Genomic DNA, 25,747 nt, shown 5'->3' on the forward strand with positions numbered 1-25,747 from the left:
CTGCTTTCAGCGATACTGCCGATAAACTGACGGCGTCTCATCAAATAGCTTTTTAAATGCGCGAGTAAAGCTCTGGTGAGAATCAAACTGATACTGATAGGCGATATCGGCGATAGTTCTCTCACTCTGCTTTAACTCGAATGCCGCTTCCTGTAAGCGTTTTTTACGAATGTAATTAGCCACAGAATCGCCGGTCACTTCACGAAAGATCCGCTGCAAATGCCATTGGGAATAACCTGATTTATAGGCAACGCGATCAAGGGATAACGGCTCCTCCAAATGTTCTTCAATCCAGTCAACTAATTCATGGACAACGATGGATCGATACATAATTTATCTCCTGTAACTCACTCAGATGACCTCAACGTTATGGCCATCTGATAACCTGCTTGCTTTAATACAAACTAAAAAGTGTAAGCCACCATCAATCCGGCACCCGGTTCGGTTTTGCGCCTTATCAGCGGCCCTTTTGATGCGTCTCTCAGCAGTTGAGCGACCCCGGCTTTGGTCGTGAGCGACCAGCCGTCAGTTCCACCATATCGCCAGCTCAACTCGGTACTAACGGCATAGATACCGGCTCTGGGCTTATAATCTTTTAGGCCAGTCTTTTCCGACTGTCGTGAAGTGACGCCATAGTAAGTTTGCATGTACTTACTATCGGCAAAGTGAGTGGCAATATTCCAGCCAATTTGATGTTGGTCAGTCTGTAGCAACGATGCATCCATACCAAGCTGCATGGAATTACCATTTTTATCTTCCGTCAGGGGAAGATTCATTTGGGCATTAACACTCAGGTAGTCGGTTAACCTGTAACCCAGCCCCACATCGGCAACCATAGAGGCTTTAACATTCCCCATTCCTTTCAGGGTGCCTTTTTTATCCTGACTATCACGCAGATCTTTGCTTTTACGCTCTGGCCGATAGTTAAGTGAAGCGCTGTAGTCAAAATTGCCAATGTCGCCCCGATAACCAATGCCTCTCAACGTGCTGGCAAACAGACCGTTTTCCATCTGATAGTCAAATACCGGCAATACGATTGGCATGAATCTCCATCTCAGCAATAACTGAGATGGGTTCATTCATTAAATCCAGGGGGTTAATCTTGAAAAAATAGGCCAGGTTATATACTCGGGTAATGAGTGAAGTTACGTCCCCGAGCCCGTAAAAAAAGGAATTACCGCCATACAGATAGCTGTGATATCAGGTGGATCCAGTTGATCTACCGCAGATGGCGGTATTCCTGCTAACGCAGGTAAATAGTTTAATACCGCGTTGGCATTAATAGACATCGCCCCGTCAGTTTGAAATATCAGAGGTATACCATTTTTACGGATATCCGGTACGGATGGAGCCTTTAAATTCAATTCGTTAAGCTCTTCACCATGTGCTTTAATTGGTTTACTAAGAGGAACAGTAATCATTGATAAAACCCTTCTTGTCCGTGAAATTCCATATCAACTGTACCTTCTTCCGCATTATGGTTTGCTTCACCATGCAGCCAGGCATTTGATAAAACGTAAACCCGACCAGTTGCCAGCTCTGATGTAATCGTCATCGCATCAGAGCTGGTCAGCTTATCAATCGGAAAATCTTCGGGAACTTTAAACGTCCCCTTGGTGTATGGGGCCCGGTGTGTTTCTTTATAATCAACAGAGCCATCTAAACCAACTACATCATCTTTAACAGAGGTATTCATGGGCACTTCAATACCGCCAGTTAAAGAAAGCTGGTATCCATCCACTTTAAAATAAGTCGTACCGCCAATCTTAGCCATTATGCGGCCTCCTTATACTGCAGTCGGAATTGGTTAATCAGCGCAAACACCCGCAACTGATTGACATAATCAGGCGGGAACAAAACATCAAGACGGTTTGGGTTGTCAGCATTACGCTCAACAATCAGGTATTGTTTAAACAATTCAAAATTTTCAACAATCCCTGCCCGTTCCAGCTCTTTATATACCGCGCACAGTTCACCTTTGATAACCTTGGGTGTCACTATCGCCTGACCGGGACCAAAACGGGTACCGTCATTTGCTAACTTATGCCGTCCATATTTTGAAGTAATCACTGATTTCAGGCGGCGTAAAACATAAGCGCTGGTATGTAAGGTTTCACTATCAAAATAGCTGTTGTCGGATACACCATAGGCGTTACGCTGATAGGTTGTGATATCGCGCTGAATACGCAATGTATTTCCTTCTGCATACGCCGTACCAATGCCATGAGTTAACAGTGATTGTTGTTCCGGCAACGCAAAGCACTTCCCTTTCACGGCAGGTAAAGCACCGTTTAACACCCCCGTCTGTGTTGGTCTGGCGGGATCATTGCGAATAAATACCGCATTACGAGCCACACGAATAGCGGTCAATTCATCCGCAGCCGTTTGAATATCAGACTCATAGCCTGCCACACTCAGGTGCGGATCATTGAGTGTTGAACCAAATGCGACAAGGTTTGAAAGATCGCTAATTCTGGCAGTATAGACATGACCATAAAGTTGGCGGGCATAACTCCAGCGCCCGGTGTCATCGTTCATTTCTGCGCCCATTAGTGCCAACGTTGCAGCATCATTGAATGGTAACCCAATAAAATCAAAGGGTTCATCACCCATGGTGGCAATGACCGCCGTTAAGTCCGGAACGCCCACGCCACCAGACATCACCTGAATGGCGATATTGACGCCTGATGGCGTTTCTTCTCCACCGACCGTACCACGGTAGTTGACAGAAACCGGTAATTCATTACCACTAATGCCTTTATTTTTAGCCGTTAACGTTACTTTTCCGGCCTCTGCCTGTGCCGTTACAGCCACATCTAAATTCGCATTCACTGTCGCAGCAATAGAAGCAGCAACCGCTGTTGCCTCATCCTGAGCCACCACCGGAACACTAACGCGGACAGAACTGATATAAAGCGAAATAACGCCCGCGCTAAGCGCTGTCCCGGTAATGGTTATTTCACCCGTAGCAGCTTCTTCTGATGCTGTTTCAGGTACAGCAATCACCCATACCTCGCCGAACGGATCAACATTACGGTACCCTTCAACCATCCGTGCTAACTGGCTACCGCGACCAGCCAGCTTCTTGGCACGATCAGCGGATGGCATGATGGTTAATGTATTTGGTTCAATGCTTGAGTCAGACAAAGCATGACCGATAAGAAGAACTGGACTGCTATCCTGACTGGTATTTGCCGCGCTGTTGTCCATTTCTGCAAAAAACAACGGCACCTGAATATCAGCTGGAACGGTATTAAAGCTCATTGACATGCTTTTTCACCTTTACTTTTTTTTCAATAACATCACCCGCCGCGATCCGACGGTACCAATATCCATTCGGGGTCACATTCCGCCCTTTTTCAGGCAAAAGATCCCCCAGGGCAGGATCGGGAACCGACCGCCCTTTTACAGGAATTACATGCATGTTTTTACTCGTTTAATAGAATTTGAAGAGGAAAATCAATATGTCCATCGGGCTGTTGATCTTCATGAACAATCAAATCAATGCCCCCCAGCACTTCACTAAATTCTTTTAGTTGCTGCAGGTCATCCCATTGTCGGGTTTCTTCTGCTGATATTTCACGGCGAGCTGAAAACTCAAACTGGTAATACAACATGCTACGATTCATATCCAGCAAATTACCGCCGTCATACTGAATAGGATCGTAACAATCATCTACCTGCCAGCCTAGTAACGCCTTCCATAGCTCATTGCGGATGTCATGAACAGCATCATGGCTGGACTTTTGCCCGCGCTCATCAGACTGATTATCAATAATGACAATAACAGCAAAGCCATCTGTTATATTCTGCCAATAGTCAGTTTGAGATTTATTATCTTCGGCATTGTCATCCAGAGGGATAACATAAGCTGCTGGCAACTTCATTTTTGCAGTGTCGGGAAGGGGTTTAAATTCAGCTGCGCCTGAAACCCGGCTTTCAAACACAGGACAACGCAGCCGAAGTGCGGCGATAATTAATGAAAGTTTCATTTTTTAACTGGCCTCAATGAATCTTGAAGAGCTTTAAATAACACCGCCTCGACCCATGCCCGGCGATTTAACAGCGCCACTTCCATAAAATTCTTACGCGGTTCAATCTTCCACCCCTGACCACCACTCGCCCCTTTGTGATGCTTGCGGCGGCGTTTAGCGCCACGACGAACACCGTAATAAAGAAACGCAGGATAGAAATCACCTTTAATGGGGCGACTGGCCTTCCCATTTTTCTGATTAGGCGCAACCTTAGCCATAAATCCCAGTCGTCGGGATGAGGCTCGGGGTACATAGTACCCAATAGATTTAGATAATTTACCCGTTCTAAATCCAGGTATTTCCCCAGCACGTGAGACGGCACGACGAGCCAGTTGCCTGCGTGCCTCTTTCATTACACTTTGACCAGAAGCAATAAATGCTTTCCTGACTCTTGCCCTGATAAATCTGAACTCAGGATCTTTAGGGAAATCAACGTGCAGATAAAGACCCGTATTAGAATCCTCTATCGCCATATAACTCCTCCACGTTCACGACAAGAAATCGCTTTTTTCCGTTCAAATCAGTCACACCTTTAACCCGATAGCTAACACCACCGATCACGGCCTCACTGTCTGTATCGATATCCGTTCTGAACCGGATTAATATCTTATGGGTAATCGCGTTATCTATCTGAGTAGAGCCAATACGAACAGACTCACCAACCGGAGCCAGTCTCCCCCATGTACTACAAATATCCTGATAAACAGCAGTCGTACCAAAATCATCAGCAGGGAGGTCTTCTCGGTTCCGGAAAGTAATCCACTTATCCAGCTCCCCTATCTTTGGGTTTCTGAAATTCCCGGTTATCTCCATTAAACGTCTTTTCATAATGGAATAAACCTGTAAGGATCGATGATAAAATTAAACCCCATAGGAACTTCGGTTTGATCAAAATCCCCGACAGCGGTTCTGTTTTCATACCAATGACCGACTAACAGAAGAGCAGCTAATTTAATGTCTTCCTGAAACAACAATCCATCCAGATCGGTTTCCGGTACTTCTGTTTTGTAGAGGTGACGATTAGTCCGTGTTTCGATACGTTTTATCGCCGCCTTTCCTATCAGTTCCAGAAAATCATCCTCAACGGTATAGTCTGCATCAATACGGCACTGAATCTTTATTTCTTTGAGTGTCAGCATTGGTGCTCCTCAAAGTAAAAGCCCGCAACACTGAATTACGGGCATAAAAAAACCGCTTACGCGGCATCACTGGCTACATGAAAAAGTTATTTACTGGCCGGACCTACCAGAGCTTTAATGGCCGCAACATCTTCCAACACACAGTCAAAGCGGTGGAATGCTAAAAACGCCGTCTGATCAAAGTCAGCATAACGCTCAACCAAGCGTTTTAATGTCATATAGGCAATACGTCGCAAAATAAAGCGGTTAAAATCACCACAATACATAAACTTATTGCCGGCACCGATATCAGCAATGGCCTGATCAATGACATAAGGAGTATGTAACACCGATGCTGGAGCAGCACCAACTATATCGGGTAACCACAATGGGCGCCCCTGAGCATCAACCATTTCACTAATGACCTTCAGAGTGGAATCATTAAATGCCAGTCTGAAGTTTGGTCCATTACGATACGCAGGATCAATACTATGTTTTAAAGCATTAATATCCAGCCATGATAATGTTAATGCCTTTGCTGTAGTAGCTCCGGTTACCGATGCCGCCAGTCCTTTTGGTTGCAATGGTGTTCCTGCCCCTGTTCCATTAACAAGATACTTAGCTTCCCCACGCCCGATACGCTGGGCAATTCGACCTGCAAGATAGGCTTCAATATCAATGCCGCTATCTTGTAAAAGTTCGTTAGACACCCGAATAATTTTAGACGATAACTTTTTGGCACCTAAAGTTGCGCCACCAAATTCAACATCTTCTTCCGTTGTTTGAGTGTTTTCACCCAGCAACTCACCTTCTTCTGCCGTACCGTCAGACGTTGCCCAGGGAATATCCTGACCATTTGAAGTTGTTAAAATTTGCGCTACTGATGCAATTCCACCGTAGGCTTTCATTGAATCAATAACTTTATTCAACATTTGAGTTGGCACAGTGTAACCACCAGCCTCGTTAGGCGATACGCCTTGAGCTCGTAACTCTTTGACAGCGTTACGCTCTTCATTGGTTAGCTCCCCCATACCGTGACGCAGAAACTTATCAAAAGCTGCAGCTCTAACTTCCTGCTCATTGTTTTGCTGACGCTGTTCCGGCTCTTGTTTCTTAACAGCGATATCATCCAGCTGCCTTAACTCTTCCTCTCGCTGGATCTGTTCATCAAGTTGATCAAGTTGAGTTTTGGCATCATTCCAACTTTTACGCTGTTCTTCTGTCCAGACACTTTCACCAATAGAATCGTGAAGCGCTCGCATTTCTTTGGCGATCGTCTGGCGTTTTTGCTGCATTTCATGAAATTTTAATGACATCTTAAATCCTTACTTATTAATAAGTTGTAACAAGCGCTCACGCGCCATTCTTTGATTAATGGCTTGTTGAATAGCTCCACTATCGCGAGCTTCTTGCCATGCTTTCATTGAACGCACACCAGAATCAGCCTCCTGGTATGCGGGATAAGTCACCGGTGATACATCAAATAGACGGGAAACCTTGGTAATCTCCCGAATAACAATCCCTTCATCATCTTCATACCAATGCTCACCATCGCGACCAACACGAAAAGCAAAAGATGACTGGTTGATATCACCGCGGATCATTGGTGCAATCACTAAATCGCGTATAGTTTGAGTATCCGGTGCCGTTATGTCATAACGTAAACCATGCTCATCAACAGATAGTGATAAGGTTCCAGCAGCACGGCGACCTAAGATAAAATTAGGGTCATGGTTAAATAACCCGCGCACATCATCATTCAGCACGTTATCAAAAGCGCCAGGCTTAATAATTTCACGAAAACCCCACATCGCTTCAGAGCGGGAATTAAAAACGGAGCCATATCCGATAATTCGTGTAGGCTCCGCTTCTCGCTGCTCTGCTCTTACTTCCCCGCTATAACATCGGGTTTCTCTTTCACTCATCAGGCTCCCCTTCTTCTTTATCACCTTTAATCGGTGTCGCTGCATTAACGCTCACCAGCATTTTGTCCAGGCCTTCTACCGGATTCATATCTTCGAATGCTCTGACTTCATTTCGGCTCATCCAGCCATCGGTAACAGCATAATGATAAAACTCAGCCCGTTCCTTTGGCGTTCCGCGTAAAAGCCCGGCAAGATTAAAACGCACATAATACCCGGCAGCCAACTTTGCTCTGGTGAACAATCGCCGGTTTAGCTCTTGTTCCCAATTTGCCACCCAGGGCATGATGGTATATCTGACAAACTGAATGGCCTGCTCTGAAATATTACTGAATGTCGCTTTTTCCAGATCGTTAATCATATGAGCCGGCACATTAAAAATACCGGCAATCATTGACCTGTTCAGTTTCAGCATATCGATCAGTTGAGCATCGACCGGTGATACCGTCAGAGCCTTATAATCAAGTTCAGCAGGAAGCAATAACGTTTTATTCTCTTCACCCCGTAAAGCTAATGAAGCCTTCTGCCACATCTTTTTAAGACGTTCCCAGCCATCAGATTTAATTTCACCTTTAACAGAAACAATTCCTGCCGGACGAGCGTTACCACTAAAAAAGGTATTCGTGTATTTTTGCCCGCTCATCCCCATGCCAATTGTCTCAGCATGCTGGAGTATCGGGCTTAACCCCATCTTTTGGGTGTTCCCAAGCGCCCGAATATGAATCATGTCATCAACCGGAATGGAAAACGCCCCCTCATCGTTATATACACCGTAGGTATAACGGTTAGCCGTTTTTATTAGTGTGGTTTCCCATGGCATGCAGGCATCAAGCCCCGTAACTTCTCCACGCTTAGATCTTACAACTTTCGTATAGCCATTCCCCCAGCCTAATATGTGTCGCTGTTTAAGTTCTCGCCATTTGTAACTGGTCTGCCACATATTAGGTTCATCATGGATCAAATAGAAAACAGGGTGATCACGAGCTACGTTAACCCTATCTCCATCCTTTCTCATTACATGCAACGGCATCTGCGCAACGTTGGATGAAAGAACATAAATACAGGCATATACCGCTGCCAGCTTCATTGATGTTTCTGGCGTTACATAAACATCACTTTTAAATACGCCATCAGAATCAAAAGAATCAGCTGTAATAGGAACAGAAGGATTCTCCAGTGGATCGCTACGAAAAATAGCTTCAAGCACGTTTACCCCTCCACGCAGCCAGTAATGCAAATGCAAGCAAACCACTACCAGCAATCTGCAATGCTGTAGCCAGCCCAAATTGGAGGTAGATACCAGTCACCAGCAGACTGAAACCAGCCAACACAATTAAATCAATTAGTAGTGTTTTCATAAGAAAAGAATATCTTCATCAGGATCCAGACTGGAAAGGAAGTCATTAGGCTCATTTAGCATAGCCCGCCCTATCGCCATAATAAGAGCAACCGCCCCATCAATTTTACTGGATGATTGCTCCTTAATAGGTTTGACAACATCGTCATTACCGGGCAGATACTTACCGATCACATTACCAATGCACCAGGTCATAATAGGATTACCATCATGATGAAAGCGGCCAGACTCAATTGCTGCTTCTAACTCCTTCATTGGGTCACTCATGTTGGTATAGTTTTGAATGATGGTAATGGGATTCATCTCTTCATCATCTAACTCATGAGAAATGCCCGTTGCTCCAAATGGGTCAATGGGTGAATCAGAAACTGGATTTAATCGGTTTGCGGCTTTGGCTTCTTCCAGAATGTAACGGTAATCAACTTCAGCCCCATCGGTAACAGTGAGAAAACCTAATTCAACCCATTTCTGAAAACGTTCTGCTGTACGGCGGTCTTCATTTTTTTCAACGCTATATACGGTGTCATACGGCACCCAGAATTTTGGGCAAACACAGTAGTAATGACGTTTACCTTCAATCTCACGGGTAAACAGGCGAGGCATACTGTTCATATCCAGCTTTCTGGCTAAGTCAAAAGCCAAAATGCATGGTTGCCCTTCGAACTTTTCCAGCGTTAATGTTTTATCTTCACAATTACGCCAGCTCACCATATTGTAAAAAGCAGAACGTGAAGAAACCCATATATTTAAATGTTTAGTTTTAAATACACCGGCTTGTCTGGCGTTATTAATAGCTCTTTGCTGCTGACTTAATAAGAATTCGGTATAAACAGATACCCCCATGTTGGGGTTAGCTTTTGCCAGAATCTTTGGATCGGTCCAGTCATCGCCCTCATCAACCGTATAGATAACACCAAATAGCTCATCATTTGGTACCATTCCAGTAAGCATTTCGACTACTTCGCGGCGTTTGTCATAACACGGTCCTTCAATGTTATAACCTGCGGTTGTAATAGCCCACATCAACGGCTGACGCCTTGCCCCCATGCCCGTTATCATGGTGGTATACAACGCGTCAGTTTCATGCTCGTGATATTCATCAACAACAGCACAATGCGGTGACTGCCCATCGCCAGGGTTGCCAATTAATGGTTCAAATCGGGCGCCATCTTCTGGCCTATTTAGATTAGACGCATTAACCTCAATACCAAAAGCTTCTACCATCATCGGTGTGCGTTTACACATTAGACGCGCAGGTCTGAAAACTTCCCATGCTTGCTTCTCTGTTGTCGCCCCTGAATAAACTTCTGCCCCAAACTCCGCATCACAAGTAAAACAGAATAAAGCCACGCCAGCAGATATGGCTGATTTTCCATTCTTACGGGGAATTTCTGTATATACCTCCCGAAATCGCCGTAACTTTGTTCCTTTATGTACCCAGCCGAACACAGAACAAATAATAAATAGTTGCCACGGTTCCAAAGTTATTGGCATTCGTTTGAATGCCCACTCCCCTTTTGTATGGGGTAACAGTTGAATGAACCTAGCCGCTTTTTCCGCCAGGTCTTTATCAAATCTGTATTTAAATTTCTTCGTTTTTTCTACGGTCAGATCATCTATATGGCGCTGGCAAGCATCAATCACATATCGGCATGCGACAATCTTCCCGCGTACAACATCACGAGCATATTGATTTGCCGCATTAACATTCGGGTAAGATTTTCTGCTCATGAGGTGATCATCTTAATAAATGGGTTATTTTCTTTTTGCTTTCCGGCCAAACCGATGAGCCGTTGGCGACTACTGGGATCCAGTCCAAGCATTGCCCCCCGTTGAATTCATTTCAGACTCTTGTTCTTTTTTAGCTGTAAGCTCAGGGTTTTTTATTGTTCCCCCTGTTGCTCCAGGTACTGTATTACCCTGGATAGCAATTTTTTTAACAGCCCGACGCCAGAACTCATAAGCAACGCACCAACGCTCAAGAACTGCAAGATCCGTAATACACAAGATCCCCTGCCCACACAGCTCTTTTGTGGTCATCGCCCACATAATGGAAGCCAGAGAAAGATCACATTCTGCGAACCACTCCGGAGGTGCTACACCCTTAATTGGTGTAAATACAGGCTCATCTTTATTTAATGCCCGTTTGCCGGGATTTCCAGCCAGTTCCTTTCGCGCTGTTGGCTTAGCGCGGCGACCAGACCGGCCCACCGTTCCAGCCATAAGCTATCTCCGTTATAAATGAGACTATTTCTCATCTGGGTTAAATTTCATTTTTCGCGGGTATAAAAATGTAAGGAGGCGGGCAGTACGGGAAAGAGAGGTTTTCAGAGATTTTTACCCCCCCCAACATGCGTTATAATTTCACTTGAAACTATTTTATTCTTTCTCTCGCCGTTTTTCTGCGGTGACAAGGCACGCATAACAATTCAAGATTACACAGTTCGTCACTACCGCCACGGGCTTTAGGTATAATATGGTCAACGGTAGTACCCGATATCACAATGTCATTTCTTAAACAGTTTTGACAAAGATAGCGATCGCGCTTCATAACAATCGGTTTTAGTCGGTCCCATGATGAACCATATCCACGCTCATGGCGGCTCTTGCCTTGCTGATAACTATTCCAGCCATCGCCTTTATGGTTATCACAATAACCCGATCTATCCGTTGTAGTCTTAGGGCACCCACGTTTACGACAGGCTTTTGGTATTCTCGCTGGCATCAGTTAATACTCATTCCAATATTCTCCAGACATAAAAAACCAGCACTTGGCTGGTTAAATTTAATATTTGCGCGATGTATCGAAATATTTAATCCGTCATTTGCTCAACGAATAAAACTATATAATCATTACAGCGCCTCTTATAAAGCACCAATAGTAAAACTAAAGAACCCTGCGCTTGTCCCGTGGGGCTCTTATTTTTCGCTCTCCAAACATAAAAAATAGCTCAATATCTGGATATATGAAATATTCTAAACTAAAATCAACGACCTGATGTTGGGTGGAGAGGCGTAATACAATACCTGCAAGGGGAATATGCCCGGTCTTTTATATAGGGTCCAGTTGACACCCGGCAACCAATCAGCAATAGATGATTATTTAATCACTCTATGACATAATCAAAGCATAACGTAAAATCATATATGTTTAATTCCTTTCCTTCCCCTCTTCGTGAGGGGATTTTTTATGAGCAAATGTAAGCTCACCTTGTTCTTCGTTGAATACCAACTACCCTTAGATAGCATGTTACCTACCTGTACATGCCTTTAGAACCGCCTTGCTTTAAACCATCTTGGTAGCCCCTTCTTGGGGCTTTTTTAACAGTACAATCCTTCTCTATTACTTCGGGGGTGTTATGAAACTGACTATTAGCCAGATATCAAAAAGTAATAAGCCATTAAATAACCCTAAAGTCGTCTTTGTTCGAGCTAATTCCCCTGATTCGCCTAACCTGATTTATCTTATTGCAATGACCAACTGCAATCCCTCAGTGGAAGATTCTCTTGAGTTGCCTGATGAGTTTGAACTAGAAAGACCGACAAAAAAGAAAGTTAAACTTAATGGTATTCCAGTCCGACTAACTACAGTGGTTGAGACTGGTAATGAATCAAAGATTATTGGCGCTGAAATACTTCATTTAGAACTATGAATAAAATCCATTGTGAAAGAGATTGAAATGAAAAAACCCCAGCAGATGCTGGGGCTAATAATTATTCGCATTTTAATATCAAGATATCCTTACCGATGAATGACGAATAACCCCCTACAATGCGGGCAACATAACACAAGCTCCTGAGAAATTTTCAGCGTCGATTGCTTTGAATTTTCCTTACATAAAGGGCACTCTACTGTAGAAGTACGTTCCTTCATCTTCTGCATCATTTCATGAAGATAAGACATAATATTCTACCTCTTTGGCGAATGAGTCTTATTGTATCACACTCTCACTTTTGATAGTTTTTTATACAATGAATGAACTATCATATTGTGCTATATTTGGTGCCCTATTCAGGAGTATCAAATGAAATCATCAGAAACTTTAGCCTGGTATCCATCTCAATTACCCTCAGTCAAACTAATACTCGGGACTGCTATCATCGCAGTCGTAAGGCAAGGCCGTCCAATCAACACCAGAACCCTGATTGAATATTTATATGTCGTTCAGGCCGCTAAAAAAATGAAGCTCAACGACAGGATTGCTATGCAAACTGCAATCGCAGTTTTAAAGGATAATCAGAATGTACATGGGCACATATAAATAAAACAACCAAAACTCGTTATTTGGATTTTTTACTAAAAAATAAAAAAGTTGCATAAATCGCAAATAAGTAGAGTATATAACTATTAATGCAATCCTAATTCTTGCATTAATGTATAACACTTTAGAACTATTTCCCCCATAAACTATTGGGGGCTCTTTTTAATCATCATTACACATTCCCACTCAATTTCCACGCATCTAACTAAATCAAAACACTTAAAATTATCAGGAGATTATTATGAAGATATTCAATAAATATATAGGGACCTCTTTAATGGCTCTTGTACTAGTTACAATGCTCGGTTGTGCACCAACAGCAAAACATGAAGGTACTGGTGAATATTTCGATGACACAGTGATTACAACAAAAGTAAAGGCCGCTATCTTCAATGAACCATCGTTAAAATCATCTGAAATTAATGTTGAAACTTTTAAAGGAAATGTACAACTAAGCGGTTTCGTTAATTCCAAAAATGATATTTACAAGGCAATTGATATTACATCTAAAATTAGTGGTGTTAAGACGATTAAAAATGACATGCAAATGAAATAATTATCCTAATGGCAAAGAGGTGAGATTAGCATCCCTTACCTCTACGCCTGTGTTGGAAGCCGTCATACTACTTTTGTATGAAGTTCCTGTGACTCGACTGTTTCAATTAAGTCATTAATCGAGTATATTTATTGAGCACCCCAAGGATGGGACATTCAAGATTAATACAATAATTATATGTTTCATTTCTTTCCTTCCCCTCTTCGCGAGGGGATTTTTTTGGACGCACTCGCAAATTCACCTTGCTCTTCACTGAATATCAACTAACTTTAAAGAACATGTTATTTACATGTACATATTCTAATAAATACCTTGCTTTATACCTATTGGACGCCCCTTCTCGGGGCTTTTTTTGTTTGACGCAGAGTAAAAGCCGTTGTGAAAGAGGCTTAAATGAAAAACCCACCGAAGTAGGTTTATGGCATCTCACGGCTATGGCATCGGGCAAAAGCCCATTGCGCTAGTCGTTTTAGGCACCCACTGAGTAGTACAGAACTTTGTGTAAAATGGTCTGCGCCATTTACACGTAACAAAAATTCCATTTGACGATGACGACAAGTATTGCCAGTTTCCCCACCTTTCAGAACATCCTGTCTGGTAAGCATTTGCTGGTAACACCATAAATATAAATCCAGATGTGCATAATAATAATATTTTCCTAACCATAATACGCTCCCTTTTTCCCTGCTGATATTCAAAATAAATATCTACAAGCAGTATTATAATAATGAACATGTTAGAGGATATTTTAACTGCTATTTATACTAGCATGGTATTCTTTGTGATATTGATCACATTATTGATTTGCATTCAATAAGTTAAAAATATTAGGAATTTATTAGGAGAAAACTTTCGAATTTAATGTATTTACAACGCTTAGATTTTATTTAATTAGCACTATTGTTTAGCGTGAAGCTAATTCTTTCTATCGTCTTCAGTGCTGATATCTGACTATTACACTGCTCGATGACTGCGAAGAGTTCCGCAATATAACCGGGATAATCACCGTAATTCTGAACCTGATAATCAGGTACTTGGCACGACTTAAATAGGCTACTTGGCACCGGTAGTGGCAGCGTTGATTTCGGCGGCGCGCTCACGCAACTGCTGAGTAACAGAGTCAGGCACAGGAACGCTAAAGCACTTGCTGTTGGCCTGCGCTGCGACAAGCTGTTTTTGCAGCTCTTTGGCCCGACTCTCACTAGCCTGCTTTTGTTCTGCGACTCCATCCATAACCTCTTGAATCTGTAGGTACTGCGTTCTGATTTTGGCTGAATAGGCGCGTTCTTCTGCTAACGCCACGGCTGCCTGTTGCTTCTCATTTTTCAACTGATTTAGTTGATGACTTAACCAGCGGCAATAAAGAAGCAACATCACAACGCATAGAGTACCTAAAGCAGCAGTAATCCACTTATTAACGAAGCTCATAGCAAGCTAAACGCTTTTTCAAACATCTCATCTGGATAGGGTTGAGAACCGTTCTCGTGCCGGACAATAGCTTTAGCCAGCGCAATAGCTGTTTTCTTATCGCTTACACTGATTTCCTGCACCGGTGATACACCAAGGTCTTTAGTTACATCGTTAACGTACGCAGACGTGTTATTTTCGTTAGTCGGTGCCCAGCGGTTAATTAGTGCAGCTACTGTCCTTAATTTGTACTTCCGTTGATATGTTCCCAGTAATGACATTAATGCCCTGATACCATATTCAGCAGACTGGAACCGGCAGAAGCGTTTTTCTAATACCGGATCAAATGGCAACTGACCTTTCCAGTTATTTTCCGGGTTGTAGTCGATATTGCCAGGATTGTTATTTCTAATACCGCGTGATTGATTAGCTGCCATTTGTGTTTGCCGCTCCTGATTTATTACTAATTAGTTTTTTCAGAACTGAGCCAATAAAATCAGTTCCCAGATACCCAATAAATACACTTGTTATTAATGCCCAGTCTGGCTCGACATTAATTATCATCAGGATATCTCTAATGAACCACGCGATTACTGAACACATAGCAGCATCAAGCATTACCTTTGCCTTTCCGCCACCTGCATAAGCCCCACGTAACAAAGCCATAAGAGCTGCTAATACAGCACTCAGTAATTCGCCTCGATGTTCAGCAATCCACGCGATGATGGTTCCGTAAATATCTGGTTGTTTATACATACGCATATCCACCTCCGTTGGAAGTGTCCATTATTCGTTAAATTTAAAGAGAAATGATTATTCTCTAACGTTTGATGGCTTTCTTGATAATGAGTGGGCTCCTGGGGAAAGCTCAGCTTTCCTTCATGATATTCAGGTTGATAATCACTTATAATCAAGTCAAGCTCTCCGAGCCGTTCTATCAGTGCGGCTCTTTCTTTTTTCAATTTTATATAGTAGGACAAAGCTATATGCTGCCGCTTCAACCATTCAACTAACTTATCTTCGGTTAAATCGCCAATACAAATGTACTGCTGAATATTTTAATACGAATGCCTCTAATAGAATTAGCCATCAGTCGTTTTCTGATAGATGAGGGAGTGTTGGTTTTGGCTGGGGCTGAATACGCCCTTATTTACGAGTCTTGAATTATTTCGATTTGAAACTATAACATTAGATAATCACTATAGAATGGCGAAAGAACATGAAAATAAGTAACTTTGAAAAAGCGTTTATTCTAATGACACTTGTCATCTTATGCCTATGTGCCATATCGGGCATTCTTGTTTTTAGCGTATATTAAAACTAGGTAGCTATTAGATCTTGGCTTGAGAAACTTAAGGGTTTTAAGAGTTGCCGGTGACTCAGCTTAATTAAAAACACACTTAATGTTAAAAAATAAGTGACATTGTTAAAATTATGTAATTAAATATAACCAGTATTTTTCGATGAGGATATATTTATGAACATGTCACTTTCTGCTATTACCTTAGTTATTGCCATGTGTGCAGTATCAGTTACAACAGGGTGGATGCTGAATGACTTAGGTAAAGAAAAAACATACTTCACGCTGAAGCAATGCCCAATCAGATAACAAAAAGCCCCGCACAAGGCGAGGCTATATTTGATTGATCCGCCATCGAGGTATCGAACCCCGACTCTCAACTTCCGCTACAAAATTGACTACTCTACCGGTTAAGCTAATGGCGTAATTGGTTTTTAAGATTTCAGCCTAATCACAATAACATAGGCTAAAAATTTAGCTCCATAACTTTGACTACTTTACAATCATCAGTTACAACAAAAAAACCGCTATTCAAACAGATTCTCTCTTGCTTGATTCTTAATGGATAGCAATGCTTTTACGATCGTAAAGTGTTCCCTCTACAAATCCTCAATAAAACTGTATGCCAGTTAGTATCTCAAATTTGACTGAGGTGAGGTTCTATTCTTCTCGTTTCCCTAACCAGAATATATTTAATATTAGCCCACAGCCGTTAGTCACTATGTGCAGAGTCTGTGTGGAGTGGTTGACGTTTGGTTGTGGGCTAAAATAAAGAAGCAGCTATTAGATCTTGGCCTAGGAAACTAAGGGTCTAATAACTGCCGGTGACTCATTTAGATACGAGAAGCCCTGCACGATGGCGAGGCTCTCGATTTGGCGTTCCTTAATGATATTTAAATAGAAAAATCGTGCATCACGTTATTTCATAATTTATTATTTAATCTCTTTTTTATTTTTTTAATATAAGCAAGGATAAAGATGAATTTATTTGAACAAACACCAAAAACACGGAGACGTTATGGTCTTGCTGCGTTTATAGGGGTGATCGCTGGTATCGTTTCTGCATTTGTAAAATGGGGTGCAGAAGTTCCTCTCCCTCCTCGCAGCCCTGTAGATATGTTTACTAGCGCTTGTGGGCCAGAATCATTAATCCGAGTCGCGGGGCAAATAGATTGCTCTAGAAATTTTCTCAATCCCCCATACATTTTTCTTCGTGATTGGCTTGGATTAGCGGATCCTAATGCGGTAGTTTATACGTTTGCTGGTCACGTATTTAACTGGGTTGGTGTAACGCATATTATATTCTCAATTGTCTTTGCGGTTGGGTATTGTATTGTTGCTGAGGTGTTTCCTAAAATCAAATTATGGCAGGGATTGTTTGCAGGAGCATTAGCACAATTATTTGTTCATATGATTTCATTCCCTATTATGGGATTAACACCACCGCTTTTCGATCTTCCTTGGTATGAAAATGTCTCGGAGATATTTGGTCACTTGATTTGGTTTTGGTCTATTGAAATTATTCGTCGTGATTTACGGAATAGAATAACTCGTGAGCCAGACCCAGAAGTGCCTTTAAACCAACCTTCCAGATAGCAAAAAACAACTCGATGGACTGCCCCCGAAAAATGGATTCAAAATCCAATCTAGGGGGAGCAGTTCGGGAGCCGGTACCAGCGAACTACCTCAAATTCTTGGATAGTTCAAATTGGCGGAAGATTGAGGAGTCGAAACTATTCCCTGCTATGTAAGGCGGGAGTTTTATAGCCCATCAGGTCATGATGTAGCATGGCATGAATTACAGCAATAATAACAACCATTGACTCGCGAATATCCTAAGCGTTTTGCTTCTGTTACTGCAGCCTTACAATTACTAAATTCACCAAGATCATGACATCTGAGCTTACCTGGTAAATGAACACACGTTTCAACATGCACTGTATGATGACCACGATCATCTGCTTCTGTATGAACAAAGTATTTCATACTACCTCCGCTTTTTGTACACACACAGAAAGTATATGACCTAATTTAGAAATATTGCCAACTTTCAGAGAATAACTACACTTAATTTGAGAGCAAAGCAAACAGGAGGTAATATGTATCACACGATTCTAGTACCCATAGATATTTCCACACCTGAGTTAACCCAGCTAGTTGTTCCTCATGTTAAAGCTCAGGTTAGCCTTAATGACAACGCTCGCGTTCATTTTCTAACAGTTATTCCCATTTTTCCTTATTATGCTTCGTTAGGGTTAGCCTACTCACCAGAGGCGCCTGATAATGAAATGATAAGAAGTGAAGCGTTATCACAACTGACTGAAGCAATAAAACCATTTAATATTCCAAAAAGCAGAATGGAAACGCATTTAGCTACAGGCTCCCCTAAAGATCGGATATTAGGACTTGCAGAATCTATTCAAGCAGACATTATCATTGTCGCTTCACATCGCCCAAGCATGGCCACTTATCTTCTTGGTTCAAATGCTGCTGCGATAGTTCGTTATGCAAAGTGCCCTGTTTTGGTAATTCGATAATTACCATATAGCCTAAAAAATGCGTAGTTTCACATAAAAACTGCCCCTTTATTAACAGAACAACAAGTGGCGCTAAGGCATTTTACCCGACGCGCCATAAAGCCCCGTTCTACGGGGTGTGGAAGATCTCACTCAGACGTTTTCTCTTGCCGATCCGGCGCAGAAAAAGCTAATTCTTTTAACCAATCACCAATAAGTAGATGCGTCTTTTTAGACTCCAGGATCGACCGCTCTTCTTTTGTTAACCGTATGACTATAAATTCTGTTTTCAATTGATATGACATGAGGATATCCATTAGTTAAATCACGGGTCATGCAAAATAACAAAAAAAACAGCCAAATAAAAAACCCCGTCATTTCTGACAGGGCTCTGTTTGTTTGGTAGGACAACAAGTAGTGTTAAGACGTCATTTAATCAGATGTAGTCTTAACTGCATTTATCCTTAATTCTTATCAGTGGCATATAGTTAAAAATTCCCACTATCTAGATAAATTACGCCACTTTCGGACAAAATGCAAGTTTGTGATAAAAATATTGTATCCGTCTCTATCACTATTTCGTTATTTTCTGAAATTCATCTGCCGCCACACCTTCTTCTATGTCGCACTTAGTCACTAATAGGTCATAAAGTGGTTTCCAGTTTCTGCGCCATGTCCTTTCATTCAGGTCTGGCAATAATGCGGTAATCGCCCTGTAAGCTACCGATGACGGCATCCGGCTATATCCCTTTCCTCCACAACGTTCACACCCTTTAATAACCGGCGCACCAGTAGCTTTTGTCGCATCTCTATCAATCGCTTTCCCTGTGCCTTTACAGTTACGGCAACGTTTATATATTACTCCTTTCCCGTTGCAGGGCTGGCAGAGTTCACGAACTATCTCACGTTCAATGACTGGTGGTATTTTCTCTTCACCATCAGCACCGATATACCCGGGATACTTCACAACATCCCGCCAAACTTCTACAGTCCCTTTTCCATAACAACTGTGACATGTCACACTGGCACCTGCTGAGTGAGAATATTCCTCATAAGCGAGAGTGGACAGAATCTGCATACAACGAGCCATTCGACGTCCGGCAACTTTACCCACCAGCTTTGGAGCTTTCTGGTAAGCGTATTGAATTAGCTCATGAATGGCCTTTTCCTTATCTTCAGCGCTAATCCCTGTTTTACCCAGGAATGCAGATATACCGAAACTCGCCTTTGCTTTTGTCATCCCAATAGCAGCCATGACATCAGTTCCCGTAAGACGATCTGCTGACGTTCCATTAGGAGTGTCAGTGATAGTCATCCCTTGTGGGCTAAAATGCTTAAGTGCTGATTCGAGTTTCATCTCATTACCCCAGACTTAATATATAAAGGATAATTATCCCATAAAATGAAATAATATTAATTTCATTGCGTATAATGAAACAATGCATTAACACCAATATTCCTCGATGATTAAAATGGGATTCCATCTTCCATTTCATCCAATGATTGCTGGGATGTCGCTCTCTTACTACGGCCACCTCTAACCGTCTTTGAACTGATGACAGAATCAGCTAATATTTGATATCCCGTATTCATTTTCCCATCTCCACCTGTCCATTGGTTGGCGTTCATCGAACCAGAGACACTAATCAGGTCTCCTTTGGCGTGTCGGGCCAGAAAGTCAGCTTGCTTACCAAAGGCCGTAATGGCCAGCCAGAGAGTGACTTGTCCCTACTTCTGCTCTATGGCAAGGTAATGCTGCTGCCATTCTCCCTAAAGCCATCTGATTACCGTTACTGGTTGTCTTTATCTGAACATCAGCGACTAATCGTCCATGTGCTGCAATATGTACTGTCATAATTTGATACTCCATAAGGATAATATTGAAATATGCTCTACTCAGATAAAGCTCTATTCATCGTTATTTTCTGGTGATTCAATTATTGTCATCACATAGAAATGGCATTGCTTTCCATTGTGCGTGAGTGTTTTTTTCGTGAATCCTTTTTTCGGTTTATCCAGCATGCCGGCATTGGCCAACGCCTGGGCAAAAGCAGCAGGGTTAGCGCCAACGGCTATTTCATCCCGAAAAACGGCTGGCCACGTATGGAATACAACCGTCTCAGTCGTTTTATTGGAAACACGGTACCCGGCTAAATCTTTTATTGGTAAATCTCGGGGATCCGAGTCTGGGTAAGGTAGGTATCGGCTATACCCAAATCGCTGGAGGAATGACTCAGCTTGTTCTACCCACGCCTTTCCCTCCCGATTACCCGTGCCGAATTCATCTGCCCACGCATTAAAGCTATGTTGAAGCGCATCACGGCATAGCTCAGACGTCCACCCCGTCAACGGTAAGGATAATTGAAGTGCTGCCTCTAGAATGGCAAACCGGGAAGCAACCCGCCTGACCTGCTCGCTGGCTTCCACCTGGGGTAAGGTCAGCCAACGCCGCTCAGCATCCCGCACTGCCGTAACAGCTTCGCTATAATGTCCACACAGGTACTTAATCCAGGCCCGTCCAACAACACCGTAATGATTCTGATATGCATCTTTCATTGCATCAGCATGAGCTTTACCATCGATAAAACCATGAAACTCTGTCGCCTTTGAGATGGGAATATTTAACAACCGGACTAACTGGCCTGCGTTAATCTTTCCTCCATCCGCACGGATGTAGCTCTCAAGGTCAATCTCTCCTGTACTGAAAGCCATCGCCCGCCAACGTTTCAACTCCCGATTACCGCCATCTTTAGCACCCTGAATTTTGCCGACACCGTTAAATAAAGCATAGGCAGACTCTGCAACGGCTCTCCGGTTGCTTCCCTGTCCAATTTCATCCAGAGGCATAAATCCGTCGTTATGGGCAGCAGCCTCGTTAACCAGCCCTAACGCCGTTGAATACCAGGTTAGTTTTAAAGTCTCTGGCTCACCATAGACACTAGTAGCTGCATTGCCTGTGGTCGTTTTACCTGCCGATGAACCACCAAACAGATGAACTCCGAATCCATCAGCACCAACAAGACCAATCAGCGGCGCGGCAAAAGCACACGCAATGCCCAGCATCATCGAAGGATTGCCTGAGGCCAACAGACCGACATTCTCGCGCCAGCTTTCCGGCGTTCCCTTCACGATATAGCCCTTTGCTGCTGATGAGCGACCGTTGAATAACACCGGATGCTCAGGCTGACCGATAATTTCCCCGTCTGGCATGATGTAAGCCCCATACTGCCACCCGGTTGCACTCGATACATGCCATAACCCACGCTCACCACTGCGCTGGAGGTGATCGGCAAGAATAGCTTTGAGTGCTGTTTTAGATGTCACCAGCAATCCCCCTGCCTTCATCCGTGACCAGCCTTCGCGCTCACCAATATCCTTTAATGGGATCGCTTCTGTCTTCACGGTCTTATCGCCCTCTGGTGTCCATGACAGCACCAGATAACGCTCAGATTCATCTTCTCCGACACCTACAACAGAAACGGATGTTGAAAGCCATGACTCCCGGTCGTTAATCTCACCCGTATCTTTATCCAACTTTGGCTCTATCCAATACAGGCCGCCATGACGGTCATCCACATAGGGTTTTAGGTCATCCTTACGCTTTACCCCGGACTGAACATGAACGGGCTGCACTTTGGGTTGATAAAGTCCATTTTCGAAAGCCTGTTTTGCACTCAATACGTCAGACTGTTGACGGTAATCATCCCAGTCTGATTTGTGGTCTGTTGGTGGTAGAGTGACCCAACCCGAAACAGAGGCGGCTGCTTTCTCTGCTGATTCTTTTCCTACATTTTTGTGATCAGGTTTCACATCGTTATCAGCGGCAATAATAATTTTTGCCTCCGGATAGCGGTTTCTCATCACCTTAGCCACATGAATAAGGTTGCCAGCATCGATAGCTACTACAGTCAGCGCATCAGGGAACATAAGATGAACAGATAACGCCGTGGCTAATCCCTCCGCCAAGGTGACGGTCTCTGCATTAATCAATGGGTTAACAACAAAGAATGAGTCTTTCTTGGTGCTGTCGGCTAATAGTCGTTTACTACCATCAGGTTTAATCACCTGTGCGCCGGTAGTCTCTCCATCGCCGTTCGCCAGTACCACCAGCAACGATCCGTCAGAAAGCAACGGCATAGGGTATTGAAGCCCCTTAGCAGTCAGATAAGCAGATTGTCCCAGTTCAGATTTTGTCAGCAACGCTGCGACTTTATCGGCTATAGGCTGAGCCTCTGATTTCGGAGCCTCCTTTCTGGCTGGTTCGACATGGATTGAGGACATGACTTTCATTGAGCGGATATCCATATTTAACACATTCGCCACACGTTCTACCGCTTCATAAATAGATGCCTGATTAACGCGAGCAACCAAATCCAAACCATCACCGTAATTCGGTTCTGTACACTGACGGCAATGCCATTCGCCGTTGTCGTTATCATCGATAAAATGGAAGCGATCGGTACCGCCACAGATGGGGCAAGGCCCATGTTTCCCTTTTGCCGGAACATCCACACCACAAGCAGAGAGCACATAATCCCAACGGCCTGAAGCCTGTTTTTTTACTGACCGGATAATTTCAATAATTTTCATGCTATTTCCCTCAGTGAGCAGTTGGCGCTTCCGGCATGCCGGATTCATTCAGTTGTTGAAGGAAACCATCATGCATTTCAGTAAGAACTTCCCATCCAAAGTCAGATAATCCGCCATCCTCGCTTCTCATCATGATGTAAAACTGAGTTGCATTGCGTGTGCCCTGCTCTACCCCAAACCGTTCAATTAATGCAGCTTCGATATTATTTGCCATTGCAAAACGTTCCGTGGACAAATAGATATTCATTGCCCCCTGATTACTCCGATACACAGCGCAATCAACAAACTCATCAGGACAGCGTTCAACCCGAACAACTCCATTCTTCTCCCGCAACTCCCGCTCGAACGTCGAAGCAATTAACCAGCGCCAGGTTAAAAGCACGTCTGTATCAGAAAGTTGGTTAATTGTATTACCCCATATGGTGATGATTTTTAGCGCCAGTGCAGGTTTATCATCCCACGCGCCCTCATCAAGACGTCTGGCAACATCAGCGAAAGGAATTGCTTCCTGTTCGTGATACTTATTGTCAGACTGCAATTGATAGATTTTTATCACCTCAGATTTAGCTTCGACGTAGTACCCTTCAAGAACAGTATTTCTTTTAAACTGAATGACGTTATTCATCAGTACATCTCCAGTCCGAAGGTATTATCTTTGGGATTCTTCAGTGCGATTTCGACACTATTAGTCATAACCAAATTCATAAACTCAATTCCTTCTGGCATTAGTTTGGTATTGTCCTTATTTAACATTCCAGAATATGTCGCCATTAATTGCGGCATGGCTTTATCTCTTCCTAACTTTTGAAAACACTTCACCTCAAAACAATCCGTCAAGCAGCGGCTGATCGCATCTACAGTTAAATCACTGAGGATAATTTTCTGACTTCCTACGGTTACAGCCATTACTGAATGACCACCGTTTCTACACCGACAATAATCAAGAAAAGCCTGTGCAATATGCTTACGATTTAATTTAATTTGAGTGCTCATAAATATATTCTTCTTCCCAGATTTTGGCCGAGCGATCCCCCGGTGGGGGAACCGTAATAAAAATTAAAATAGCTAATTAGTTATAAATGAATTTTATTTAGTTAATTAAATATTCTCTCTGATATTCAAATAATCTTTTAAAGTATCTATTCACACCTTTTGGGTACTTATTAAGTAGTCCCATTTCAAGCACTGACTCAATCTCACTTTCAATAAAAGAAATATCTTCATGCCAATAATTTCCTTTTCTAATAAGAATCTGGTATTCAACCCCATTATCAGATACATCCCATGTATAAATTTTTGCTAAGGAATCGCCATCCATAGGATGGACAGCCATAACGCATTGTGAATTATTCATGTCTTACTCCTGTAACTTTTTCAATACCATTCACAGTTAAACCCACCATTACTTGTAGCTCTTGAGTAAGTGACCACATACGTGCCGCTGTAGCTATATCGGCCTTCCTTAATGGCGTATCCAATAACCCGATATAAAGTTCTCTAATCTGTTTAGCATATGTCTTTGCAGCATTTGCGTAATAAGCAAGTCGTTCTACATCATTGAATTCACTAATACAGCGAAAATCTCTCTTTTCAATTAACGGTTTCTCTGAAAAAGACTCTTTATGAACAATTGGTAGATTACACATAGCTTGTCCCCTTATTAAAATCCCACTCTTGGCATCGAGTTATAATGTAAATACTATCAATCCAATAATGTATTTCAGTCTTTTTCTGTTCATCTTCAATTTGTGGGATTATCTCAGTCAGTAAATGAAGCAAGCCCTTTTGTACTCTGAACAATCTGTCACGAGAAAGATTATCGACCGTATTTACTATTGATGTCTCAGCATTGCCGATAATAGTATTAATACGATCCATAGCGTTGTAGTAACTATCAAGAGAATATTCATGCATGACAAACCACCTTACTTCTATGAGCAAATTCATAATCACCGGAAATTGGATCGGAATAGATACAAACAAAATTGCCATTGATATCACCAATATTTGGCACAGGTGGTTCATCAAAGATTCCATAAGCCTCTTTCAGCTTATGATTAGCTAGTCTCCATCCCCATTCGTTTGGAATAACTTTTATACAAAACCTAGCTTTTTTAACTAACGCCTTATCTGCTAACATATTGACCTCCTGTTGTTTTTCCAAAGATCACTATGGGCAGATAAAAACTATCCTGTAAAATTAATACAGGTTTGGTACTATTATTTAATGCCATAGTGTGACCTCTAACTACATTATGTGTTTAGATGCCTCAGATGTGTTGCAGCACTCTGGGGCATTGTTCATTATAAGACCTAACACCCAAATTGTGCGCACAGATTAGCCTTATGTGTGCGCACATGTCAATACTTACATTTCTATTATTTTTATTGTATTTTGTGCGCACATAGCTATAGCAATACTGAGGAGCTAGCATGCCTAGTGGTAATACAAACAATAAATCTGCAAAAAAGAATATCCGTTTTCCACATGAGCTAATTGAGGAAATAGATGCCTGCGTTGAACGAGAAAAAAAAGATAATCCGAATGCTAATTTTTCTGCATGGGTACTAGATGCTTGCGGACAAAAACTGAAGTCAGAACAAGATAAAGAATAAACATTACGGGTAGTACTCTTCTCGCTACCCCTTTTCATATCCTTCACTTGATTAGCTAAGTGGGCTAAT

The 25,747-nt window shown here is 42.6% G+C and carries 35 protein-coding genes and 3 pseudogenes; 6 read left to right on the forward strand and 32 right to left on the reverse strand.

Annotated elements, in window-relative coordinates; all coding sequences use genetic code 11:
* Positions 1-6 precede the first annotated feature (6 nt).
* The 17 genes and pseudogenes from EKN56_RS19645 to EKN56_RS19720 all read right to left on the reverse strand — a co-directional run bounded on the left by EKN56_RS19645 (position 7) and on the right by EKN56_RS19720 (position 11,156).
* A complete protein-coding gene (locus EKN56_RS19645; protein ID WP_130593333.1) occupies positions 7-330 on the reverse strand; it encodes a helix-turn-helix domain-containing protein in 324 nt (107 codons plus the stop codon).
* A 74-nt stretch (positions 331-404) separates the two neighbouring features.
* Positions 405-1,043, reverse strand: coding sequence for a MipA/OmpV family protein (locus tag EKN56_RS19650; protein WP_168189689.1), 639 nt, complete (start codon positions 1,041-1,043; stop codon positions 405-407).
* Between the two features lie 102 nt (positions 1,044-1,145).
* Complete coding sequence (locus tag EKN56_RS19655; RefSeq protein ID WP_130593335.1) at positions 1,146-1,421, reverse strand: phage tail assembly protein; 276 nt, start codon at positions 1,419-1,421, stop codon at positions 1,146-1,148.
* On the reverse strand, positions 1,418-1,774 hold the full coding sequence (locus EKN56_RS19660; protein ID WP_130593336.1) for a phage tail tube protein: 357 nt from the start codon (positions 1,772-1,774) through the stop codon (positions 1,418-1,420). Before EKN56_RS19660 ends, EKN56_RS19655 begins: the two co-directional genes overlap by 4 nt.
* Positions 1,774-3,270, reverse strand: coding sequence for a phage tail sheath subtilisin-like domain-containing protein (locus EKN56_RS19665; protein WP_130593337.1), 1,497 nt, complete (start codon positions 3,268-3,270; stop codon positions 1,774-1,776). The genes EKN56_RS19660 and EKN56_RS19665 overlap by 1 nt, the downstream gene beginning before the upstream one ends.
* Positions 3,254-3,424, reverse strand: coding sequence for a DUF2635 domain-containing protein (locus tag EKN56_RS19670; RefSeq protein ID WP_130593338.1), 171 nt, complete (start codon positions 3,422-3,424; stop codon positions 3,254-3,256). The genes EKN56_RS19665 and EKN56_RS19670 overlap by 17 nt, the downstream gene beginning before the upstream one ends.
* Positions 3,425-3,428: 4 nt before the next feature.
* The gene (locus EKN56_RS19675; protein WP_130593339.1) at positions 3,429-3,992 is read right to left on the reverse strand and encodes a phage tail terminator protein; all 564 of its coding nucleotides are present in this window, start codon (positions 3,990-3,992) and stop codon (positions 3,429-3,431) included.
* Positions 3,989-4,507: a hypothetical protein gene (locus tag EKN56_RS19680; RefSeq protein ID WP_130593340.1), complete on the reverse strand. Its 519-nt coding sequence runs from the start codon at positions 4,505-4,507 to the stop codon at positions 3,989-3,991. Before EKN56_RS19680 ends, EKN56_RS19675 begins: the two co-directional genes overlap by 4 nt.
* A complete protein-coding gene (locus tag EKN56_RS19685; RefSeq protein ID WP_246019901.1) occupies positions 4,488-4,862 on the reverse strand; it encodes a phage head closure protein in 375 nt (124 codons plus the stop codon). The genes EKN56_RS19680 and EKN56_RS19685 overlap by 20 nt, the downstream gene beginning before the upstream one ends.
* Complete coding sequence (locus EKN56_RS19690; protein WP_130593342.1) at positions 4,859-5,173, reverse strand: head-tail connector protein; 315 nt, start codon at positions 5,171-5,173, stop codon at positions 4,859-4,861. The genes EKN56_RS19685 and EKN56_RS19690 overlap by 4 nt, the downstream gene beginning before the upstream one ends.
* An 86-nt stretch (positions 5,174-5,259) precedes the next feature.
* Positions 5,260-6,468 (reverse strand): phage major capsid protein, encoded by a 1,209-nt coding sequence (locus EKN56_RS19695; RefSeq protein ID WP_130593343.1) that lies wholly within the window; start codon positions 6,466-6,468, stop codon positions 5,260-5,262.
* A 9-nt stretch (positions 6,469-6,477) separates the two neighbouring features.
* On the reverse strand, positions 6,478-7,077 hold the full coding sequence (locus EKN56_RS19700) for an HK97 family phage prohead protease (RefSeq protein WP_130593344.1): 600 nt from the start codon (positions 7,075-7,077) through the stop codon (positions 6,478-6,480).
* Positions 7,070-8,281: a phage portal protein gene (locus EKN56_RS19705; protein WP_130593345.1), complete on the reverse strand. Its 1,212-nt coding sequence runs from the start codon at positions 8,279-8,281 to the stop codon at positions 7,070-7,072. The genes EKN56_RS19700 and EKN56_RS19705 overlap by 8 nt, the downstream gene beginning before the upstream one ends.
* A complete protein-coding gene (locus EKN56_RS20985) occupies positions 8,274-8,432 on the reverse strand; it encodes a hypothetical protein (RefSeq protein WP_168189690.1) in 159 nt (52 codons plus the stop codon). Before EKN56_RS20985 ends, EKN56_RS19705 begins: the two co-directional genes overlap by 8 nt.
* On the reverse strand, positions 8,429-10,162 hold the full coding sequence (locus tag EKN56_RS19710; protein WP_130593346.1) for a terminase large subunit: 1,734 nt from the start codon (positions 10,160-10,162) through the stop codon (positions 8,429-8,431). The genes EKN56_RS20985 and EKN56_RS19710 overlap by 4 nt, the downstream gene beginning before the upstream one ends.
* Positions 10,159-10,654 (reverse strand): annotated as a pseudogene (locus tag EKN56_RS19715) (phage terminase small subunit P27 family). The gene EKN56_RS19710 and the pseudogene EKN56_RS19715 overlap by 4 nt, the downstream one beginning before the upstream one ends.
* A 151-nt stretch (positions 10,655-10,805) precedes the next feature.
* Positions 10,806-11,156: an HNH endonuclease gene (locus EKN56_RS19720; RefSeq protein WP_130593347.1), complete on the reverse strand. Its 351-nt coding sequence runs from the start codon at positions 11,154-11,156 to the stop codon at positions 10,806-10,808.
* A gap of 634 nt (positions 11,157-11,790) precedes the next feature.
* On the opposite strand from EKN56_RS19720, the gene EKN56_RS19725 reads away from it, so the two are divergent.
* Positions 11,791-12,084 carry a hypothetical protein gene (locus EKN56_RS19725; RefSeq protein WP_130593348.1) on the forward strand — a complete coding sequence of 98 codons (294 nt, stop codon included), beginning with the start codon at positions 11,791-11,793 and terminating at the stop codon, positions 12,082-12,084.
* Between the two features lie 89 nt (positions 12,085-12,173).
* On the opposite strand, the gene EKN56_RS21675 is transcribed toward EKN56_RS19725, so the two are convergent.
* Positions 12,174-12,335, reverse strand: a complete 162-nt coding sequence (locus EKN56_RS21675) for a YnfU family zinc-binding protein (RefSeq protein WP_218652004.1) — start codon at positions 12,333-12,335, stop codon at positions 12,174-12,176.
* A 121-nt stretch (positions 12,336-12,456) separates the two neighbouring features.
* On the opposite strand from EKN56_RS21675, the gene EKN56_RS19730 reads away from it, so the two are divergent.
* Together EKN56_RS19730 and EKN56_RS19735 are read left to right on the forward strand one after the other, a co-directional pair.
* Positions 12,457-12,693: a hypothetical protein gene (locus EKN56_RS19730; RefSeq protein ID WP_130593349.1), complete on the forward strand. Its 237-nt coding sequence runs from the start codon at positions 12,457-12,459 to the stop codon at positions 12,691-12,693.
* A gap of 241 nt (positions 12,694-12,934) precedes the next feature.
* Positions 12,935-13,249: a BON domain-containing protein gene (locus tag EKN56_RS19735; protein ID WP_130593350.1), complete on the forward strand. Its 315-nt coding sequence runs from the start codon at positions 12,935-12,937 to the stop codon at positions 13,247-13,249.
* A gap of 887 nt (positions 13,250-14,136) precedes the next feature.
* On the opposite strand, the gene lysC is transcribed toward EKN56_RS19735, so the two are convergent.
* The 5 genes and pseudogenes from lysC to EKN56_RS20990 form a co-directional block, all read right to left on the reverse strand.
* Positions 14,137-14,349, reverse strand: coding sequence for an Rz1-like lysis system protein LysC (gene lysC, locus EKN56_RS21740; protein WP_456085567.1), 213 nt, complete (start codon positions 14,347-14,349; stop codon positions 14,137-14,139).
* Positions 14,303-14,677 carry a DUF2570 domain-containing protein gene (locus EKN56_RS19740; protein ID WP_130593351.1) on the reverse strand — a complete coding sequence of 125 codons (375 nt, stop codon included), beginning with the start codon at positions 14,675-14,677 and terminating at the stop codon, positions 14,303-14,305. Before EKN56_RS19740 ends, lysC begins: the two co-directional genes overlap by 47 nt.
* Positions 14,674-15,093 (reverse strand): structural protein, encoded by a 420-nt coding sequence (locus EKN56_RS19745; protein WP_130593352.1) that lies wholly within the window; start codon positions 15,091-15,093, stop codon positions 14,674-14,676. Before EKN56_RS19745 ends, EKN56_RS19740 begins: the two co-directional genes overlap by 4 nt.
* Entirely contained in the window at positions 15,083-15,418 is a 336-nt protein-coding gene (locus EKN56_RS19750) for a phage holin, lambda family (protein ID WP_130593353.1), read from the reverse strand. The genes EKN56_RS19745 and EKN56_RS19750 overlap by 11 nt, the downstream gene beginning before the upstream one ends.
* A gap of 885 nt (positions 15,419-16,303) precedes the next feature.
* A pseudogene (locus tag EKN56_RS20990) lies at positions 16,304-16,381 on the reverse strand.
* A gap of 553 nt (positions 16,382-16,934) precedes the next feature.
* Between EKN56_RS20990 and EKN56_RS19755 the strand changes: the two are divergent.
* Together EKN56_RS19755 and uspF are read left to right on the forward strand one after the other, a co-directional pair.
* The gene (locus EKN56_RS19755) at positions 16,935-17,552 is read left to right on the forward strand and encodes a YagU family protein (protein ID WP_130593354.1); all 618 of its coding nucleotides are present in this window, start codon (positions 16,935-16,937) and stop codon (positions 17,550-17,552) included.
* 503 nt (positions 17,553-18,055) lie between these two features.
* Positions 18,056-18,493, forward strand: coding sequence for a universal stress protein UspF (gene uspF / locus EKN56_RS19765; RefSeq protein WP_130593356.1), 438 nt, complete (start codon positions 18,056-18,058; stop codon positions 18,491-18,493).
* Positions 18,494-19,046: 553 nt separating this feature from the next.
* Here uspF and EKN56_RS19775 read toward each other — a convergent pair.
* The 9 genes and pseudogenes from EKN56_RS19775 to EKN56_RS19815 form a co-directional block, all read right to left on the reverse strand.
* On the reverse strand, positions 19,047-19,829 hold the full coding sequence (locus EKN56_RS19775; protein ID WP_130593358.1) for an antitermination protein: 783 nt from the start codon (positions 19,827-19,829) through the stop codon (positions 19,047-19,049).
* Between the two features lie 110 nt (positions 19,830-19,939).
* Positions 19,940-20,327 (reverse strand): annotated as a pseudogene (locus EKN56_RS19780) (single-stranded DNA-binding protein).
* A 53-nt stretch (positions 20,328-20,380) separates the two neighbouring features.
* Positions 20,381-23,062, reverse strand: a complete 2,682-nt coding sequence (locus EKN56_RS19785; protein WP_130593359.1) for a TOPRIM and DUF927 domain-containing protein — start codon at positions 23,060-23,062, stop codon at positions 20,381-20,383.
* 10 nt (positions 23,063-23,072) lie between these two features.
* A complete protein-coding gene (locus tag EKN56_RS19790; RefSeq protein ID WP_130593360.1) occupies positions 23,073-23,687 on the reverse strand; it encodes a hypothetical protein in 615 nt (204 codons plus the stop codon).
* Positions 23,687-24,055, reverse strand: coding sequence for a hypothetical protein (locus EKN56_RS19795; protein WP_130593361.1), 369 nt, complete (start codon positions 24,053-24,055; stop codon positions 23,687-23,689). The genes EKN56_RS19790 and EKN56_RS19795 overlap by 1 nt, the downstream gene beginning before the upstream one ends.
* A 97-nt stretch (positions 24,056-24,152) precedes the next feature.
* Complete coding sequence (locus EKN56_RS19800; protein ID WP_130593362.1) at positions 24,153-24,416, reverse strand: hypothetical protein; 264 nt, start codon at positions 24,414-24,416, stop codon at positions 24,153-24,155.
* Positions 24,409-24,708, reverse strand: a complete 300-nt coding sequence (locus EKN56_RS19805) for a hypothetical protein (protein ID WP_130593363.1) — start codon at positions 24,706-24,708, stop codon at positions 24,409-24,411. Before EKN56_RS19805 ends, EKN56_RS19800 begins: the two co-directional genes overlap by 8 nt.
* Entirely contained in the window at positions 24,701-24,976 is a 276-nt protein-coding gene (locus tag EKN56_RS19810) for a transcriptional regulator (protein ID WP_130593364.1), read from the reverse strand. The genes EKN56_RS19805 and EKN56_RS19810 overlap by 8 nt, the downstream gene beginning before the upstream one ends.
* Entirely contained in the window at positions 24,969-25,202 is a 234-nt protein-coding gene (locus tag EKN56_RS19815) for a hypothetical protein (RefSeq protein ID WP_130593365.1), read from the reverse strand. The genes EKN56_RS19810 and EKN56_RS19815 overlap by 8 nt, the downstream gene beginning before the upstream one ends.
* Positions 25,203-25,495: 293 nt before the next feature.
* Here EKN56_RS19815 and EKN56_RS19820 point away from each other — a divergent pair, with 293 nt between their 5' ends.
* A complete protein-coding gene (locus EKN56_RS19820; RefSeq protein ID WP_130593366.1) occupies positions 25,496-25,678 on the forward strand; it encodes a YlcI/YnfO family protein in 183 nt (60 codons plus the stop codon).
* The last annotated feature ends 69 nt before the right edge of the window (positions 25,679-25,747 follow it).

Origin of the sequence: Limnobaculum zhutongyuii, from assembly GCF_004295645.1 — a bacterium.
In the GTDB taxonomy this organism is placed as follows: Bacteria; Pseudomonadota; Gammaproteobacteria; order Enterobacterales; family Enterobacteriaceae; genus Limnobaculum; species Limnobaculum zhutongyuii.